General features: G+C 72.8%; 13 protein-coding genes. 8 read left to right on the forward strand and 5 right to left on the reverse strand.

What is annotated here, in order from left to right; all coding sequences use genetic code 11:
* Window positions 1-100: 100 nt before the first annotated feature.
* Window positions 101-3,424 (reverse strand): GH32 C-terminal domain-containing protein, encoded by a 3,324-nt coding sequence (locus tag ACRAKJ_RS13850; protein WP_447008963.1) that lies wholly within the window; start codon window positions 3,422-3,424, stop codon window positions 101-103.
* Window positions 3,425-3,662: 238 nt separating this feature from the next.
* Between ACRAKJ_RS13850 and ACRAKJ_RS13855 the strand changes: the two genes are divergently transcribed.
* Both ACRAKJ_RS13855 and ACRAKJ_RS13860 read left to right on the forward strand, forming a co-directional pair.
* Window positions 3,663-4,601 carry a PfkB family carbohydrate kinase gene (locus tag ACRAKJ_RS13855; protein WP_438925184.1) on the forward strand — a complete coding sequence of 313 codons (939 nt, stop codon included), beginning with the start codon at window positions 3,663-3,665 and terminating at the stop codon, window positions 4,599-4,601.
* Between the two features lie 140 nt (window positions 4,602-4,741).
* Window positions 4,742-6,559, forward strand: coding sequence for an eCIS core domain-containing protein (locus tag ACRAKJ_RS13860; RefSeq protein WP_438925185.1), 1,818 nt, complete (start codon window positions 4,742-4,744; stop codon window positions 6,557-6,559).
* Between the two features lie 50 nt (window positions 6,560-6,609).
* On the opposite strand, the gene ACRAKJ_RS13865 is transcribed toward ACRAKJ_RS13860, so the two are convergent.
* Window positions 6,610-7,428: a hypothetical protein gene (locus tag ACRAKJ_RS13865; protein WP_438925186.1), complete on the reverse strand. Its 819-nt coding sequence runs from the start codon at window positions 7,426-7,428 to the stop codon at window positions 6,610-6,612.
* Window positions 7,429-7,832: 404 nt separating this feature from the next.
* Here ACRAKJ_RS13865 and ACRAKJ_RS13870 point away from each other — a divergent pair, with 404 nt between their 5' ends.
* Window positions 7,833-8,150: a hypothetical protein gene (locus tag ACRAKJ_RS13870; RefSeq protein ID WP_438925187.1), complete on the forward strand. Its 318-nt coding sequence runs from the start codon at window positions 7,833-7,835 to the stop codon at window positions 8,148-8,150.
* 25 nt (window positions 8,151-8,175) lie between these two features.
* Here ACRAKJ_RS13870 and ACRAKJ_RS13875 read toward each other — a convergent pair whose 3' ends face one another.
* The 3 genes from ACRAKJ_RS13875 to ACRAKJ_RS13885 form a co-directional block, all read right to left on the reverse strand.
* Entirely contained in the window at window positions 8,176-8,706 is a 531-nt protein-coding gene (locus ACRAKJ_RS13875) for an NUDIX domain-containing protein (protein WP_438925188.1), read from the reverse strand.
* Window positions 8,707-9,196: 490 nt separating this feature from the next.
* Complete coding sequence (locus ACRAKJ_RS13880) at window positions 9,197-9,310, reverse strand: AAC(3) family N-acetyltransferase (RefSeq protein WP_447008964.1); 114 nt, start codon at window positions 9,308-9,310, stop codon at window positions 9,197-9,199.
* Window positions 9,307-10,569, reverse strand: coding sequence for a hypothetical protein (locus tag ACRAKJ_RS13885; protein WP_438925189.1), 1,263 nt, complete (start codon window positions 10,567-10,569; stop codon window positions 9,307-9,309). Before ACRAKJ_RS13885 ends, ACRAKJ_RS13880 begins: the two co-directional genes overlap by 4 nt.
* A 489-nt stretch (window positions 10,570-11,058) precedes the next feature.
* On the opposite strand from ACRAKJ_RS13885, the gene ACRAKJ_RS13890 reads away from it, so the two are divergent.
* The 5 genes from ACRAKJ_RS13890 to ACRAKJ_RS13910 are packed head-to-tail and all read left to right on the forward strand — an operon-like array spanning window position 11,059 to window position 17,286.
* A complete protein-coding gene (locus ACRAKJ_RS13890) occupies window positions 11,059-12,537 on the forward strand; it encodes an aromatic amino acid lyase (protein ID WP_438925190.1) in 1,479 nt (492 codons plus the stop codon).
* A complete protein-coding gene (locus ACRAKJ_RS13895) occupies window positions 12,534-13,343 on the forward strand; it encodes an L-tyrosine 3-hydroxylase (protein WP_438925191.1) in 810 nt (269 codons plus the stop codon). The genes ACRAKJ_RS13890 and ACRAKJ_RS13895 overlap by 4 nt, the downstream gene beginning before the upstream one ends.
* Window positions 13,340-14,008: a class I SAM-dependent methyltransferase gene (locus tag ACRAKJ_RS13900; RefSeq protein WP_438925192.1), complete on the forward strand. Its 669-nt coding sequence runs from the start codon at window positions 13,340-13,342 to the stop codon at window positions 14,006-14,008. Before ACRAKJ_RS13895 ends, ACRAKJ_RS13900 begins: the two co-directional genes overlap by 4 nt.
* Before the next feature lie 19 nt (window positions 14,009-14,027).
* Entirely contained in the window at window positions 14,028-15,053 is a 1,026-nt protein-coding gene (locus ACRAKJ_RS13905) for a zinc-binding dehydrogenase (RefSeq protein ID WP_438925193.1), read from the forward strand.
* Window positions 15,054-15,093: 40 nt separating this feature from the next.
* A complete protein-coding gene (locus tag ACRAKJ_RS13910) occupies window positions 15,094-17,286 on the forward strand; it encodes an SDR family NAD(P)-dependent oxidoreductase (protein WP_438925194.1) in 2,193 nt (730 codons plus the stop codon).
* The last annotated feature ends 42 nt before the right edge of the window (window positions 17,287-17,328 follow it).

The following is a 17,328-nucleotide window of genomic DNA, read 5'->3' on the forward strand; positions in this document are numbered from 1 at the left end:
GGGCACACCGGCACCGCGGCCCCGCGTCGCGACAACAGTACGGTCCGCGCACGGGTCCGGCACCGCGCGGCGGTGCGCCGCGCGGTGCCGGACGGGTGCGTCACCCGGTGATGGTCCCCATGCGCCAGACCGTCATGGACTCGACCACCGCCCCGTCGCCGAACAGCCCCAACCCGAGGGAGTCGTCGCGGTGCGTGTACGCCCGCGTCGTGATCGACCTGTGCGAGTTGGCGAAGGCCTCGACCGACGACCGGTCGACGAAGACGTCGAGCGCGACCTTGCCGCCCTCCAGCGCCAGCGGTCCGCTGTGCACGCCGAGGTCGGCCTCCAGGCTGGACCTGTTGCCCGCGCGGGTGCGGTCCACGCCGAACTGGCCGCTGCCGGTGTCGTAGAACAGCCGGGTGCGCTCCTCCTCGCCGGGGCTGCGCAGCACGTCCAGGCCGAAGCGCTGCGCGGTACCCGGTTTCACGGTCAGCCGGACGTGCAGCATGTCGCCCTTGATCGCCGCCAACGAGGTGTTGACGGCCCCGATGCCCGTGGGGGTCTTCACCTCCAGCAGCGGCGCGCCGTCGTGCAGGGCCGCCACCTCGCGGACCGGGTTGATCGCCATGTCCCCGTCGGGGCGCACGCCCAGTTCGACGGGCAGGCCGGCGTTGTGCGCCCACCCGGCGTCGAAGTGCGCCTGCTCGGTGCGCCGGTCCTGGGTGATGCTGAACAGCAGGGACCGGCCGTCCGGGCCCACCGTGCCGCTGGGGCCGGTGAAGTGCTCGCCGTAGTCGAACAGCTTCGGCGTGGTGGTGTCGGGCGTCCAGCGGCGGGCGTTCGCGTCCCAGGTGCCGACCCAGTAGAAGGTGTTCTTGCTGCTGTGCGGGCTTGCGCTGGTGAACGCCGGGTTGACCAGGAACGCGTGCTTCTGCCTGCCCGCGGCGTCCTTGCCGAGCGGCAGCAGCACCGGCAGCTCCCACACCTGCCCGGTCTTGGGGTGGGCGCCGACGTCACCGGTCATGAGCGGACCGGCGTAGGTCCAGTCGGTGAGGTTGGTGGAGGTGTAGAGCAGCGCGGTGCCGCCGACGTCGCCGCCACCGGTGGTCTGCACGCCCGACCCGACGAGCTGGAACCAGGTGTCGCCCTCCTGCCGCACGTACGGGTCGCGGAACTCGCCGAAGCGGACCTTGCGGCCGGCGCCGACGTCGAGGTCGGCCCGCTGCTCGGTGACCAGGCGCGGTTCCATCCGCCACTCCACCAGGTCGGGGTCGTCCGGGTTCACCGGGCGGGCGATGCCGGTGGCCTGGTTGGGGCGCTTGGAGTCGTCGCCCGCGGTGATGAACAGCACCGGGTCGCCGTTCCGGTCGAGGGTCGCGCCACCCGACCACACGCCGTCCGGGGCGACGCTGCCCGCGGTGGGCGCCAGGGCGACCGGAAGGTCGCGCCAGTGCACGAGGTCCTTGCTGACCGCGTGGCCCCAGCTGATGTTGTGCCAGTACGGGCCGTGCACGTTGTGCTGGTAGAACAGGTGGTACTGGCCGTTGGCGAAGATCGGCGAGTGCGGCTCGTTCATCCAGTGGTTCGGCGCGGTGAAGTGGTAGCCCGGACGGTACTCGTCCCCGTCGTAGCGCGAGCGGTCCTGCACGATGTCGGCGGCCGGGATGGTCCCGCCGGCGAAGGTGGCCAGGGCCGTGGCGTGGTCGGCGGCGACCTCGGCCGGGGTCAGCGCCCGGCGCTGGAGCTTCACCTCGTCGACGAGGCCGCTGAACATGTTCACCGCGAAGGTGCCGTTGATGATGGCCGGCTGGTTGTGCTTGCCGATCAGCAGCGGCACACCGGCCTGCTGGAACCCGGCACCGGTCGGGATCGCGGTCTCGGCGACCTGCGCGCCGTTGAGGTAGAGCCGCATCCGGCCCTGGGCCGGGTCGAACGTGGCCACCAGGTGCGCCCACGCGTCGGTGCGCAGCGCGGCGGACGGGGGAGCGGTGACCTCGCGCCAGGCGTCGCCCGTGCCGATGCCGAGCTTCCAGGTGCCGTGCCGCCCCACGCCGAGGGAGAAGCCCCGGTTCGCGGTCTGCTCCTGCTGGTTGACGATCGCGGAGACCTTGCCCTCGTCACCCCACTCGAACCCCTGCGGCGCGACCCACGCCTCGACGGTCAGGGCGTCCTGGTCCAGCGGCACCGACCCGGCGGCGCGGCTGACCCAGGTCGAGTAGCCGTCGAACAGCAGCGCCTCGGACAGCACGCCCTTGCCGTCGTTCGCGGGCTGCCACAGCGGGTCGCTCTCGGGCTTGTAGACGGCCTGGTTGAACACGTAGCTGATCGGGTCGGCCTGGCCGCTGACCCGTTCGACGGTCGAGGCGCCGGAGCCCTCCCGGAAGTCCCAGTGGGCGGCGGTGGCCCCGGCGGGCTGGTCGAGCCCGATGCGGAGGTCGTCGAAGTTCAGGTGCCCGAACCCCGCGGTCGACTGGTCCACCAGCTTGACGCGCAGCTGCTGGCCGAGGCGGTCGCGGACGTCCCAGGTGACCCTGCGGTACGCCTCGCCGTCGGCTCCGGTCGCCTTGTGCAGCACCGTGCCGTCGGCGGTGGTCAGCGCCGCGTACAGGGCGGCCTCGTCCCGGCCGCCGCCGACCAGCGCGCTGACCACGCCGGTGCCGGTCAGGGTGAACGGGTCCGAGGTGAGCGTGCCGGTGGCCGCGTCACCGCCGCTCTTGAAGCCCCACAGGTGGTGGGTGCCCTGCTGGCCGAAGCAGCACCCCCACCCCCAGCTCGTCTCGGTGGTCAGGGCGGTGGCGAACGCCTGCCCCTGCGCCGTCCACCCGGACAGGTTCCCGGACTCGAAGCCGGGGTTGGTGACGCCGCCGCCCGCGGGCTGGTCGAGACCGACGCGGACGTCGTCGAGGTTGACGTGCCCCCAACCGCCGGTGGCCTGGTCGACCAGCTTGATCCGCAGCTGCTGGCCGAGGCGGTCGCGGACGTCCCAGGTGACCCTGCGGTACGCCTCGTCGTCCGTGCCGGTCGCCTTGTGCAGGACCGTGCCGTCGGCGGTGGTCAGTGCCGCGTAGAGGGTGTTCTCGTTGCGGCCGCCGCTGATCAGGACGCTGACCACGCCGGTGCCGGTCAGGGTGAACGGGTCCGAGGTGAGCGTGCCGGTGGCCGCGTCGCCACCGCTCTTGAAGCCCCACAGGTGGTAGCTGCCCTGCTGGTTGAAGCAGCAGCCCCAACCCCAGCCGGGGTCCGAGGACACGGCGTTCGAGAACGCCTGCCCCTGTGCCGTCCACCCGGTCAGGCTGCCCGACTCGAAGCCGGGGTTGGCCAGGGTGCCGGGTTCGGCGGCGGCGCCGGTCGCCGGCGGTGGACCGAGCGACGTGGCCGCTATCAGGGCGGCCAGGACGAACCCGGCGCGACGCACCAGGCCCCTGGTGGCATGACGTGCCATGTGACGTCTCCTCGACGGTGAGGTGATAAATCGAAACATCGTGAGCGCCGATGCTGCGGGCAGGCGTTCCAGGTAAACAAGGTGGTAACGAGGCAACTTTACCGTTTTGTTACATCAAGATGACCCTTGTTCGCCGTGGTAATTCGATTTACCATCACGTCGGGCTGCCGCCTCGGCGGGCCACACCGGACCCACGGGCCGCGGTCGCGCCCACCACCGCTCCGACAAGGGGAAAGACATGATCATCGTTGGTGGCGAGGCCCTCATCGACCTCGTGCCGGACCACGCCGGCGGCTACCGCCCGCTGCCCGGCGGCAGCCCCGCCAACACCGCCGTCGGCCTCGGCAGGCTCGGCACGCCGACCGCCCTGCTGGCCCGCCTGGCCGACGACCACCTCGGCGCACTGCTGCGCGCCCACCTGGAGACCTCCAACGTCGACCTGCGCCACGTCGCCGCGTCGACCGCCCCGACCACGCTCGCGGTCGTGGACGTCGACCGGAACGGCGCGGCCGACTACTCCTTCTACGTCGACGGCTGCGCCGACGGCGGCTGGCGGGTGGGCGACCTCCCGACCGACCTGCCACCGGACGCGGCACTGCACGTGGGCGGCTCCTTCGCCCTCGCCGTCGAACCGATGGCCACGGCGTTCGAGACCCTGCTCTCCCGCGAGCACCCCCGCCGCGTCGTCACCCTCGACCCCAACATCCGCCCCTCCCTCGTCGACGACGACACCGCCGTGCGCGCCCGGCTGCGGCGCTGGCTCGGCATGGCCGACGTCGTCAAGGTCAGCGCCGACGACCTGGCGTGGATCGCCCCCGACCGGCCGACCGCCGACGTCGTCGCCGAGTGGCACGAGCAGGGACCCGTCCTCGTCGTCGTCACCCGGGGCGCGGACGGCGTCCACGCCTCCGGCCCCGCCGGGTGCGTCGACCTGCCGGCCCCGTCCGTCGACGTCACCGACACCGTGGGCGCCGGCGACGCCTTCACGGCCGGCCTGCTGGCCGCGCTCGACCGCGACGAACTGCTCACCCGCGCCACCCTGACCACCGTGACCCGCGCCGAACTGACCGAGGCCCTCACCTACGCCCAACGCGTCGCGGCCATCACCTGCACCCGCCCCGGCGCCGACCCCCCGTGGTTCGACGAACTCCTCCCCGCCGCGACCGACCGCCCGTGAACGACACGGCACTGGGGCGACACCCGTGCGCGAAGGGGCATCGGTGGTGCCCGTGGTGTTCCCCCCGTGCCCTTCGCCGCCCGGCCGGACGCGTCTAGACCGAAGTCGTCCGCATCCGCCCCTTCGCGCGGAGGTCAAGCGTGCACGCTCACGAATCCCCGGCCCCGGAGAAGGCGCCGGGCGCTCAGCCCGTCCACCTGTCGGAGGACACCCGTGCGGACGGGCCGGGAAGCCGGCCGTCGACGCAGCTCTCGCCGACAGCGCTGGTGGCGTTGCAGCGCACGGCCGGCAACACCGCCGTGGCCGGCCTGCTCGGTGAGCAGGCCGCGGTCCAACGTTCGACGGTGCCGGACGTGGTGGCCTCCCCGGGACGTCCACTGGCGGGGCCGATCCGCGCCGAGATGGAGGACAGGCTCGGCTCGGACTTCTCCGACGTGCGGGTGCACGCCGACGAAGCGGCCCGTCGGTCGGCGACGGAGATCGGCGCGCGGGCCTACACCGCGGGCAGCCACGTGGTCCTCGGCGAGGGCGGAACCGACCGGCACACGCTGGCCCACGAACTGGTGCACGTCCTGCAACAACGGGTCGGGCCCGTGTCCGGCGCCGAGACGGGCCACGGCTTCCGGGTCTCCGATCCCGCGGATCGCTTCGAGCGGGAAGCGGACGCGGTCGCGACCGGTGCGCTGTCCCTGCCGCCGAGCGGCCGGGCGACCCGGACCGATCCCGCGACCGCACAGGCGTCCGGCACCGGCGACGGCCAGGTGCAACGCGCGCCGGGGAAGAGGCCCGCGGAGGGCGAGCAGCCGGGGCCGGCATCCCAACGGAGGAAGGAGGGGTCCCCGGAAGCCGAGGTGGAGGACGACGACCTCCACGTCTCCGACTGGTCCGACTACGACCCGAACGAACCATCTCCGCAGGCGCGGCAGGGGGACACCGGCGCGGAGCAGGGCCAGGCCGGGTCGACCGCCGAAGAGGCGGGAGGGACTGTCGCGGAAGCCGTGGCGGAGGGCGACCTCGAAGATTTCCTCGACCTGGAGGACATCGATTTCGACCAGCTCGGCCTGGGGGGAAACCCGGGCGACACCGGCGTCGGCCGGGCTCAGGGAGCGTCGAACCCGGCGCACGCCAGGAAGAGCACCTACCCGTCGAAAGACGAACTGAAAGAGATCGCCAAGCGCGACCCGCAGCTGCGGACGCTCGACCGCATCGGACGTGTCCTCAAAAAGGGGATGGGAAGAGGCGAGGGCATAACGCCGCACCTCGCGGTACGACTTGAGGGTGACGAACTGCACGTCGCGGGAAACGAACAGCAGCCGATCACGCCCGCCCAAAGACAAGGTGCAACCGACTACCTCGCCCATGTCCGGGGAACCTCCCCCCTGAGGGGGACGAAGAGCCAGAGGAGGGACGCGAGCAAGACGCGCAGGGTCGTGCAAGAGGCGTACCGACCGGCGGACCTCCCCGAGGAGTGGAAGAAGAGCGTGGCCGCGGCCCTGAAGCGCAGCCTCGTCTGGAACAGCAGGTCCACCACCGACGACGACAACGCCAGGCAGACGGAAAGTCGAGTGCACGGCGAGATGAACCTGCTGGGGGAGATAGTCGCCCAGCAGAAGAAGTCGAAGAACCCGACAGCCGAGGAGAACGGGGAACGCACCCAGATCCTGCTGGGTGGGAATCTGATGCCGTGCGGGGCCTGCAGCTGGGTGATCGACGCCGTCAACGACGTCATCGGCAAGGCGTGCGGCTTCAAAGTGGTCGCCACCAGAACCCACGGCCAACTCTACCGGTGGGACCTCCCCCACTGGCTGACCACCGACCCGGACGAACTCGACCGACAGGTCGTCCAAGAGGTCCGGGACAAAGCGCGACAAGCCGGCTACGAACTCAAGGACGGGAAACTGCAGAACCTCCCCAGCGCGAGGAAAGGGGCCGAACCGCCGGGGTCCGATTCCGAATGAGAAACCGAGGACGCCGGCTCGGGCCAGATCTCGATCCTCCGACTGATCGGTCAGGTGTCGACGCCGACCCGCGTGGCGAAGGCGTTCAAGCCGGGCAGCGACAGTCGTGTCCTGCGGTCGAGCAGGTCGGCGACGATGCCCTGGATCGGCGCACGGTGGCGCACTTCGTCCGGTGACGCGATTTCCGCCGCGAGCAGCGCCCTGTAGGCGTGCTCCGGTTTGTCCCACTGGTGGAAGCTGCGGGCGACGTCGGACCAGTAGCGAGCCCGGCGTTCGGCGTTGGGGATGGCGTGCGGAGCGACGCGGCGCGCCAGTTCGATGGCTTGACCGAAGTCCCCGAGCACCCGGGCGGTGCTGATCTGGTAGAGCGCGACCGCGGTCGGGCCGAACGGCAGTGCCCGGTATTCGTGTTCGGTGCCGAGGCGGCGGGCGGCGGCCTGCGCTTCGTCGAGCAGCGTGTGCGCCTTCGAGCGATCGCCCTCGACCGCTGCGGTGTACCCGGCCGTGGACAGCAGGGCGCCGAAGACGGTCAGGTGCTCCGCGCTGCGGTGCAGGTCGCGTTGCACGGTCGTGGCGGTATCGACGATCAGTCGTTCTGCGACGTCGAGGTGGCCTTCGCGGCGGAGCACGATCGCCCACATGCGGCGAGAGCCGGCCTGCAGCAGGGGGTCTCCGCTGTTGTCGGCTGCCTGGACGGCGCGGTCGGCGGCGGTCCACGCGGACCACCCGCGGCCGTACTTGACCATCAGTTCGGACACGAGTTCGAACAATTGAGCGAGATGGCCGTTCACGAGTTCCAGTTGTCGGCCGGTGGATTCGGCGCGGGTCGCGACCGCCCTGGTCAACAGATCGGGGAGGCTGGAGATCACTGAACCGTAGTGGGCCGTTCTGGAAGACGGTCTGCGCGTGCCGCACCGACAGGCCCAGGGTGTCGACGGGCAGCGTCGTGGCGACGGGCGAGGGCGCCAGCAGGGCGTTTTCCAGCGCGGCGACGGAGTCGGCGACCGGGCGGCCTTGCGCGGGTGTCGATGTGCCGACCAGCACGGCGGATGCGGCTGCTCCGGTGAGCAGCGTGCGACGGCGCATCGGGTCAGTCTCCTCGTCGGGCGACAGGTTGGTGGAGACCCCAGCGAGGGAGTGGGCGCGTGGCAGGGAGGCGTTGTCCGCTTCGCAGCGGGTGTCGGCCAGGCCGACCCAGCGCGGCGGGAAGTCCAGGGCGTCGGACAGGCGTCGCAATGTGGGGATGTCGTCCAGTGGTCGTTTACCGGTCCCCATGCGCGAGAGCGTCGCGATCGAGTACCCGGTGGCCGAGGCCAATCGTGCGAGTGTGACGCGCCTGATGCGGCGGACGTTGCGGATGATCTCGGCGTGGTCACCCGACGCCACTGCCTGCTTCGCAGTCCTCGTGGGCGCCGACGGGTTCCGGGCCGAGTCCGTCATCGCCAAGGCGCAACGCGACCTCACCGCACTGCTCTACGCCGACGGCATCCACGACAGCCTCTACCTGTTCGCGGGCGACCGCCTCGTCGCAGCGGGACACGACCCGGTCGTCGAACCCACCGCCACACCACCGGCACCGCTGAGCGCCTGAAACGCCTGGAGTGGACCTGCCCGATTCACCCGATCGGTGAGCCGTGTTCACACAACAGTGTCGTTCCCTGCTCGACCGCACGCAGCGCGGCGACAATTCTGTCCGCCAGCACCGGCTTCACCTTCGGCCGCACCTGGGTCATGGTGTGGAACGAGGCGGACAGGATCTCGTCAGCGCCTGGCTTGATCGCCGCCACGTCCGCCGGGCGCAGGACGCCCCCGTCGAAGACGAACACGATCCCCTCGGGACGCCCGTCCTGGGGCAGCAGCCAGTCGACCACGAGCAGTCGTCCGGTCGGCGTGCGCAACCCCAGTTCTTCCGCCGTCTCACGGGCCGCCGTCGCCCACGGCGATTCGTCGTACTCGCCCGCACCGCCGGGGATCTCCCAGTTCGGCTTGTAGGAGGGCTGCACCAGCAGCACACGTCCGTCCGGGTCGCGGAACAGCATCCCGGAGGCCGTCCTTTTGCGGGGCAACGCGGCCGTGTACCGGTCGACAGGCAGTAACGCGCCCGACGTTCGGGCCGGCGCGGTTCGCGGGACGTCCACTCGCGGCACCCTAGGCCACGGGTCCGCTCGGTCCCGTCCAGGGCCGCGTGCCGTGTTGTCCCTCCGGGAATCGGAGGGTAGCGACGATCGTGGCGTGGAGCGAGTACCTCATGTTCACGGGAATCCTCGTACCGCGACTGCGGTGACTGCCCGTTGCGAACCACTCGGGCTTGCGCAGGAAGCGGGCGCGCAGAGAGGGCGCAGATGCGCAAAGGGTCATCCCGCTCGAAAAACCTGTGATCTTCGCAGTGGTGAAGCTCGCCGCCCGGACCTCCCGGCTCGCACGAGGAAGTCGCTTCGTGACCGGCGACTTCGCAGGCCGTGGTGTGCTTTGTCCATCAGCTTCGTACCGGTATCGGATATCGGTGGTCGGGTGGTGTCCAGCGGGTTCGGTGTGCGCTGAACCACGGTGCGGCGAAGTCGACGAGAGCGCGTACCGGCAGGAGTCGGGCCACCACTCGGCAGGCTCCTGGCCGAGGAAGGCCGGGTCGCGCAACTGTCACGACTGCGTGGGCATCACCAACGTTCCGGACGGCCCCACCACGTCCCGGAGGGCGTCGAGGACCGCCTGCTCGTCGCCGACCGGGAAGTGATCGGGAGGGTTCTCGGTCACCCCGTCGTGGCGATGCGCGCGCCGACGTGCCTGTGGTGCAGGGCGTCGACCGCGTCGTGCCACAGGTCGACCAGCTCGGCGGGGTCGGGTGCGCCCTCGGGGGCCAGGACGGAGAGCCGGGCGACGTCGCCGTAGCCGACGAGCAGGCCGAAGCAGGTGTGGCCGGGAGGCAGCCACGGGATCGCGGTCACGTCCGTCACCGGAGCACCGAGCAGGACCAGTGGTGATGCCACGCGGATGTTCGACAGGGTCACCGCGACGCGCGACGGGTCGGTGATCCGCAGTTGCGCCCAGCCGGCGGCCCGGTGGGACGCGTGGTCGGCCACGTCGCGCCAGGCCCGCCGGTGCCGTTCCAGGCGTCGGCGGCCGGCCGCGGCGACGACACCGCGCACCCGGTCGACGTCGCCGCCCGGCAGCGCCACGCGCATCAGCCCGATCCGGTTGGTGAAGCGGTCGTCTTCTTCGCCGGACCGGGTTTCCATCGGGAGGGCGATCTGCCGCGGCGATCCGCCGGGCGCCCAGCGGTCCAACGCCTCGGCCATCGCCGCCAGGTGCACCTGGTTGACCGTGGCGCCGGTCCGCCCCGCGATGTCCTTGAGCGCGGAGAGGGGGACCGCCCGCTGTCCCAGCACCCGGCCGGGGCCGTGCTCGCCGGGGGTGGCGGTGGGTGCCGGGGCGTAGGTCCTCGCCAGGTCGGGCGCCAGTGCGAGGAGCCCGGACCACCCGCGTCGCCGGGAACGCCGAACGGCGGCCGTGCGGACGGCGGCGGGTTCCTCCTCGCCCAGCAGGGCGGTCACCGTGCGGACGGCGGCGCCGGCGTCCTGCCGCGCGTGGTGCGTCAGGTAGTACAGCGACCAGGAGTCCGGTCCGTCGGGCGCCGTCCACAACCCCCACGGCGGGCGTTCCGGCGCGAACGAGTCCGCCAGTACGGTTCGCGCCGGGAGCACACCCACGTGCGCGGGCAGTTCGCGGACGTGGTGGGCGACGTCGAAGTCGGGGTCGTCCTCCCAGCAGACATCCCCACCGTGGACATCCCCACCGTGGACATCCTCACCGTGGACCAGGCGTTGCCTCAGCGGCGAGAGCCGCTCGATACGCGCCGCCACGCGGGCGCGCAGCAGGTCCAGAGAAGGACGCGGACCCGTCATCCGGAAGACGAGACCCATGTGCAGGTCGGTGGGGTCCCGGGTGATGAGGCCCAGTCGGGCGAACGCCGCGGCCATGAAATCCGCCGGCTGTCGTGAATGCGTGCCGGTCATGGTGATCCCCCGGGGTGAGGGCGTCCTGCCGGGGGACGCCGGTGGCCGGAGCCTCGGCCCGCCCGTCGGCGGCGGTCAACGAACGACGTCGCGACGGTGCCCGAACGGGCAGGGACCGGGTGTCCACTTCGTCCCGAACGGGCACCGGCCGGAGCGGATCGCCTGCCGCCGAACAGGAGGAGGGACGTCGACGCCACTTCGGACGGTGCCGTGTGAACGAACGTGCACCTCGTGTGAACGAACGGGAAACTCTTGATCCGCACCCTGTTTTAGGGGTGGGGAGCGCGTGCTAATTTCCGCTGCAAGTTGTTCTGGTTGCTATTCCTGTGGCGTTCGTCCTCCCGTGTTCACCTGTAGTGATAAAAGATTTAACGACCGGATTACCGCCGAAGGTATCGGTGGTGCCAAGGCGAGGGACTCCTCATGGTGTTGGCTCCTGCGCTTTTCTCCCTGAGCTCTGGTGAACCTCTCACCCCTGCTTCCCTGGAAATGGCGGCACAGCCCGTCGCCGTCACCGTCGAGGACGGGACCGAACAGGACCTGGCGGACGGGCGCGCGTTCGTCGACCGCTGCCTGGACGGGGGGCGCCCGGTCTACGGCGCGACCACCGGGTTCGGGCCGCTGGTGGTGTTCGACGGCCGCGCGGACGCCGCGGACCAGTGCGACAACGTGCTCCAGCACCTCACCGCGGGACAGGGGCCCGACCTGCCGGCGGACGTGGTCAGGGCGGCGGTGCTGGTGCGGATCTGGTCGCTGTCGCGGGGGCTGTCCGGCGTCTCGCCGGAGACCGTGCGGGCGCTGCGGGACATGGTGGCGACGTCGTTCGTCCCGGCGGTGCCGACGCTGGGCTCCGTGGGCGCCAGCGGCGACCTGGTGCCGCTCGCGCACGTCGTGCAGAGCCTGCGCGGCGTCGGGCACGCCTACGTGGACGGTGTGCGGATGCCCGCCGCCGAGGCCCTGGCGCTGGCCGGGCTGACGCCGCTGGTCCTGAGCGGGCGGGACGCCCTGTCGCTGGTCAACGGCACGTCCGTGACGACGGCGGCGGCAGGGCTCGCGGTAGCGTCGACCCGCCGTTCGCACGAGGTCGCCATCGCCCTGAGCGCCCTGCTCACCGACCTGCTCGGCGCGGCGCCCGCGTTCCTGTCGCCGTCGCTGCTGGCCGCCTTCGGCCACCCGGAGACCGTCCTGGTGGGGGAGCGGCTGTCCTACTGGCTCGACGGCACCGTGCCCACCGGCAAGCGGGCGTTGCAGGAGCCCTACAGCGTGCGGTGCGTGCCGCAGCTCCTCGGTGCCGCCCGGTCCGGGATGGAGTGGGCCGAGCAGGTCGTGCGCCGCGACCTGGCGGGCGTGAGCGACAACCCGCTGTTCTTCGCCGAGGAGGACCTGGTCGCGCACGGCGGCAACTTCTTCGGCCAGCCCTCGGCGTTCGCCTCCGACATGCTGTCGATGACCGCCACCCAGACCGGGAACCTCGCCGAGCGCCAGCTCGACCTGATCATCGACCCGCACCGCAACGAAGGGCTGCCCGCGATGCTCTCGCCGCGCGCGGGCGAGCAGCACGGCGTGCAGGGGCTCCAGGTCGTGGCCACGTCGGTGGTCGTCGCGATGCGCCGCGCCTGCACCCCGGCGAGCATGCAGAGCATCCCCACGAACCTGCACAACCAGGACGTCGTCCCCTTCGGCACCCAGGCGGCGCTCACCGCCCTGGACCAGGCGCGGTCGCTGCGCCTGCTGCACGGCTGCCTCGGCGTCGCCCTGCGCCAGGCCGCCCACCTGCGCCCGGGGGGCACTACGGCCCCTCGCTGCGGCGAACTGGTCGCCGCGCTCGCCGAGGTGGTCGAGCCGATCGAGCGCGACCGGCCGCTGGACGCCGACATCCGCGCCGCCGCCGACGCCCTCGACCGCTTCGTCGAGCGGCACGTCCCGACCCTGGTCCACGACGCGGCGTTCCCGGCGGACCGGTCATGACCGCCGTGGTCGACGCGCCCGGACCGGCGGCCGAATCCACGGACCTGCCCGCCCTGCGCCTGCCGGCGCCCGACGCCGCCCTCGCCGACTGCGTCCCCCCGTGCCGGCGGCCCCCCGCGCTCCGGCTGCCCGACGCCCTGTCCGACGCCGATTCGCTGGGCTGGTACCGCTGGGTGCTCGGCCACCACGTCGCCGTCTGCGTGTGGCGGCTGCTCGGCGACCGCCTCTCCGACGCCCTGCGCCCCGACGCGCCGGAGGAGGCGGGCGACGCCGTGGCGGGGCTCTACGACGCCTACTCCGCGCTGCTGCTCTACTCCGGCAGCTGCTCGCCCGAGACCTACGCGACGGTCATCCGGGCCCGGATGAAGGCCCGCCACCCGGCGTTCAGCGGCACGTGGGCACGGGACTACGAGCACGTCTCCGACCTGCTCGGCCGGTTCAAGCCGGTCGCGGGCGACCGGGTCAAGCGCGCGCTCAGGACCAACCGGCTCGTGCACATGACCGTCGCCAAGCGCCTGGTGCCCCGCGGCAAGTCCCTGCTGCGCGAGTCCGGCATGGACCCCACCCGCGTCACCGACGCCGACCGCGACCGCTTCGACGACTTCTTCGGCATCGCCCGCGCCGGGGTCTGCCGCGCCGAGTTCGACGACCAGCTCGCCGACCGGGTGGCCCTCGTCGTCGAGGACCTGGCCGCGCGCCCCGACACCGCGCACTACGACAACGACGACGTGAGCAGGCTCCAGGCCGGGCTGCCGGAACACCTGGAGCAGCTGGTCGCCCACCCCCGGAGGAAGGTCGCGCCATGAGCAGCCCCGACACCGTGAAATCCGTACGGCTCGACGAGGACGTGCTCGCCTACGTCCGCGAACAGGTGCTCCCGCTGACGCCCGCGCAGCAGGACCTGGTCGAGCGGACCCACGCCCTCGGCGGCGTCGCCGAGATGCAGATCCCGCCCGAGCAGGGCGCGCTGCTGACCCTGCTGACCAAGTCCGTCGGCGCCCGCACCGTGGTCGAGGTCGGCACGTTCACCGGCTACTCGACGCTCGCGCTCGCCTCCGGCCTCGCCCCCGGCGGCCGGGTGATCACGTGCGACCTGTCCGACGAGTGGACCGCGCTCGCCCGCGAGGCGTGGGCGGCGGCGGGGGTCGCCGACCGCATCCGCGTCGAACTCGGACCGGCCGCCGACACGCTGCGCGCCCTGCCCGACGAGCCGTTCGTCGACCTGGCGTTCATCGACGCCGACAAGACCGGCTACACCGAGTACTGGGAGCTGCTGGTCCCGCGCGTCCGCCCCGGCGGCCTCATCCTGGCGGACAACGTCCTCTACGCCGGCGAGGCCGCCCTGCCCGACGCCACCGGCAACGCCGCGGCCATCCGCGCCTTCAACGCCCACGTGAAGGCCGACGACCGCGTCGACTCCGTGTTGCTGACCGTCGCCGACGGCCTGACCATCGCCCGCAAGAAGTCCTGAAGCGCCGAGGAGACCGACCGTGAGAGCCGCCATCCTGCACGCACCGGGGGAACTGCGCACCGAGACGGTGCCGGACGCCGCCGTCGAAGGACCCACCGACGCCGTCGTGCGCGTCCTGGCCGCCGGCATCTGCGGCACCGACCTGCGCGGTTTCGCGGGCCACCCCGGCCCGGTGCGCGGACCGCGCTGCGGGCACGAGTTCGTCGGCGTGGTCGAGGCCACCGGCGCGGACGTGCGGACCGTGCGCCCGGGCGACCTCGTCGTGTCGCCGTTCCAGTTCTCCGACGGCGCCTGCGCGCCCTGCAGCCGGGGGGTGACCAGTTCGTGCCGCTCGGGCGGGATGTTCGGCGTCGACGCCGGCGGCGGGCAGGCCGAGGCCGTGCGGGTGCCGTTCGCCGACGCGACCCTCGTCCCGGTCCCGACCGACCCCACCGACGAGCGCCTGCCCGGCATCCTCGCGCTGGCCGACGTCATGTCCACCGGCACGCACGCCGTCGCCTCGGCCGGCCTGCCCGCCGGCGCGACCGTGGCCGTGGTCGGCGACGGCGCTGTCGGCCTGTGCTCCGTCCTCGCCGCCCGCCACGCCGGCGCCGAGCGGATCTTCCTGTTCGGCCGCCACGCGAACCGGTTGGAGATCGGCAAGTCGTTCGGCGCGACCGATTTCGTCACCGCGCGCGGGGACGAGGCGCACGCCGCGCTGCGGGAGGCCACCGGCGGGGTCGGCGTCGACCTGGTGGTCGACGCCGTGGGCGAGCAGTCCGCGCTGGACACCGCGATGGCGGTGTGCGCGGACGGCGGGTCCGTCGCCCTGGTCGGCGGCCCGCACGGCGGGGTCGACATGATGACGTGCTTCCTGCGCAACATCACCGTCACCGGCGGCCTCGCACCGGCCCGCGCCTACCTGCCCGGCCTGGTGGACGACGTGCTGTCCGGCCGGATCGACCCCTCCCCGGTGTTCGACCACGTGGTGACGCTCGACGACGTCGCCTCGGGCTACGGGGCGATGGCCGCGCGCACCGCGACGAAGGTGCTCGTCCGGCCCTGACCGCACGGACAGGGAGCCCGCACGAACAGGGAGCGTTCCGATGACCACCGAGCACCCCGCCCCGTTCGCCGACCCGGGCACCGCGGGGGTGGCCGAGTACGTGCTGCCCCACCGGCCCGCGCTCGACGGGCGGGTCGCGATCGTCGACCACTCCCGCGGCGGTGAGCGGCGGTGGACCTACGCCGCGCTGACCGCCGCGGTGGCGGGCCTGGCCGCGCGGCTGCGCGACATCGGCGTCACCGAGGACGACGTGGTCGCCGTCCTCACCGAGAACAGCGCCGAGTTCGTCATCGCCCACCACGCCGTGCTCGCCGCCGGCGGCGTGGTCCTGCCGCTGGACCCCCGGGACAAGCAGGACCGGTGGAGCGAAGACCTGGCGCGGTGCGGTGCCCGCGCCGTCGTCGCGGAGGAGGCCCTGTGGCCCGCGCCGCCCCTCCCCGTCCTCCGCCCCGACGAGACGGTCCCTCCCGGCACCGCCCGGCCCGAACCGGTGACGGGGGGCGACCGGCCCGCGGTGCTGCTGTCCTCCAGCGGCACGCAGGGCCTGCCGAAGAAGGTCGTGGTCACCCACCGCAACCTCACCGCGGGGCTCGCGCAGATCGCACGAGTGCACCGCATCGGCGACGGCGAGGTGGTCGCGTGCTGCGGCCCGCTGCGCCACGTCTACGGCATGCAGATGGCGATGAACGCGACCCTGCGCGCAGGCGGCACCCTGGTCATCGGTCCGGGCCGGTTCGACGCCGCCGCGTTCGCGGCCCTGCTGGACGGCACCGGCACCGCCATCGCCTACCTGGTGCCGAGCGTCGTCGCCGGGCTCGCCGCGCTCCCGGGCCCCGCCGTGCCGCGTTCCCTGCGGCTCGTGGTGTCCGGCGGCGCGCCGCTGCCCGCCGCGGCCGCGTCCGGTTTCGCGCAGCGGTACGGCCTGCCGGTCGTGCAGGGCTTCGGCATGACCGAGGCCGGGTGCGTCTCCTTCACCCCCGACGACCACCCGGTGCCGGCCGGGACCGTCGGCGTGGTGCTGCCCGGCACCGAAGCCCGGTTCGTCGACCCGGCGACCGGTCGGGACGCCGTGCCCGGCGAGCTGTGGTTGCGAGGACCGCAGATCGCCGCCGGCTACCTCGACGGCACGCCCCTGCGCGACGCCGACGGCTGGTTCCGCACCGGCGACCTGGCGCTGCTCGACCCCGGGGGCCACCTGCGGATCGTCGGCCGCCTCAAGTCGCTGATCAAGTACAAGGGGCACCAGGTCTCGCCCGCGGAGCTGGAGGACGTCCTCGTGGGCCACCCGGCCGTCACCGACGCCCTGGTGGTGGGCGAGGACGACCCCGTGGCGGGCGAGGTGCCCAAGGCGTACGTCGTGGTGACCGGCAAGGTCGCGCTGGGCGAGATCACCGCGCACGTCGCCGCGCGGGTCGCGCCGCAGAAGCGCGTCCGCCGGATCGAACGCGTCACGGCGATCCCGCGCTCGGCGACCGGCAAACCCGTCCGGCCACCGGCGGTGAGGGTGGTGGTGACCGGTGGGGGGCGCGGGCTCGGCCGCGAGTTCGCCGTGGCACTGGCGGGGGTGGGCGCCTCGGTGCTGGTCGTGGGGAGGGACCGGGGCGCGCTGGACGAGACCGTCGAACTGGCGCGCGACCTGCCCGGGACCGTCGAGCGCGCGCGGGCGGACGTGACCGACCCGGACACCCTCACCGCCGCCGTCGTCCCGTGGGACGCCGACGTGCTGGTCAACAACGCCGCCCTGCCCGGCCCCATCGGACCGACCTGGGAGGTCGACCCCGACGACTGGTGGCGCACCTTCGAGGTCAACCTGAGGGGGGCGCAGACCGCGACCCGGGCCGTCGTCCCCGGCATGGCCGCCCGCGGCGGCGGCCGGGTCGTCACCATCGTCAGCCGGGCCGGCAGGCTCCGCTGGCCGCACGCGAGCGCCTACGCCGTGTCCAAGGCCGCGTTGATCGCGCTCACCGCGAACCTCGACGGCGAACTGCGGGGCACCGGCGTCACCGCCGTGGCCTTCGACCCCGGCCTGCTCGACACCGGCATGACCAGGGCGCACCTGGACCGGGGGCACGTCGGCGACCCGTGGGCCGACGGCATCCTCGACTTCACGTTGCGCGCCCGCGACGACGGCGGGTTCACCCCGGTCGCCGACGCGACCGCCGCCCTCGTCCGCATCGCCACCGGTGCCGCGGACCACCTCTCCGGGCGCTACGTGGAAGTGGGGGACGTGTAGCACCGCTCACCGCGCCGGACCGGCGCCGGGTGCCGGCCGGAC

The organism is Saccharothrix sp. DSM 118769 (genome assembly GCF_052936295.1).

Coding starts and splice junctions, on each gene's coding strand:
- ACRAKJ_RS13850 (WP_447008963.1), bottom strand. CDS start 3,424: ATGGCACGTCATGCCACCAGGGGCCTGGTGCGTCGCGCCGGGTTCGTC.
- ACRAKJ_RS13855 (WP_438925184.1), top strand. CDS start 3,663: ATGATCATCGTTGGTGGCGAGGCCCTCATCGACCTCGTGCCGGACCAC.
- ACRAKJ_RS13870 (WP_438925187.1), top strand. CDS start 7,833: ATGCGCGAGAGCGTCGCGATCGAGTACCCGGTGGCCGAGGCCAATCGT.
- ACRAKJ_RS13885 (WP_438925189.1), bottom strand. CDS start 10,569: ATGACCGGCACGCATTCACGACAGCCGGCGGATTTCATGGCCGCGGCG.
- ACRAKJ_RS13890 (WP_438925190.1), top strand. CDS start 11,059: ATGGCGGCACAGCCCGTCGCCGTCACCGTCGAGGACGGGACCGAACAG.
- ACRAKJ_RS13895 (WP_438925191.1), top strand. CDS start 12,534: ATGACCGCCGTGGTCGACGCGCCCGGACCGGCGGCCGAATCCACGGAC.
- ACRAKJ_RS13900 (WP_438925192.1), top strand. CDS start 13,340: ATGAGCAGCCCCGACACCGTGAAATCCGTACGGCTCGACGAGGACGTG.
- ACRAKJ_RS13910 (WP_438925194.1), top strand. CDS start 15,094: ATGACCACCGAGCACCCCGCCCCGTTCGCCGACCCGGGCACCGCGGGG.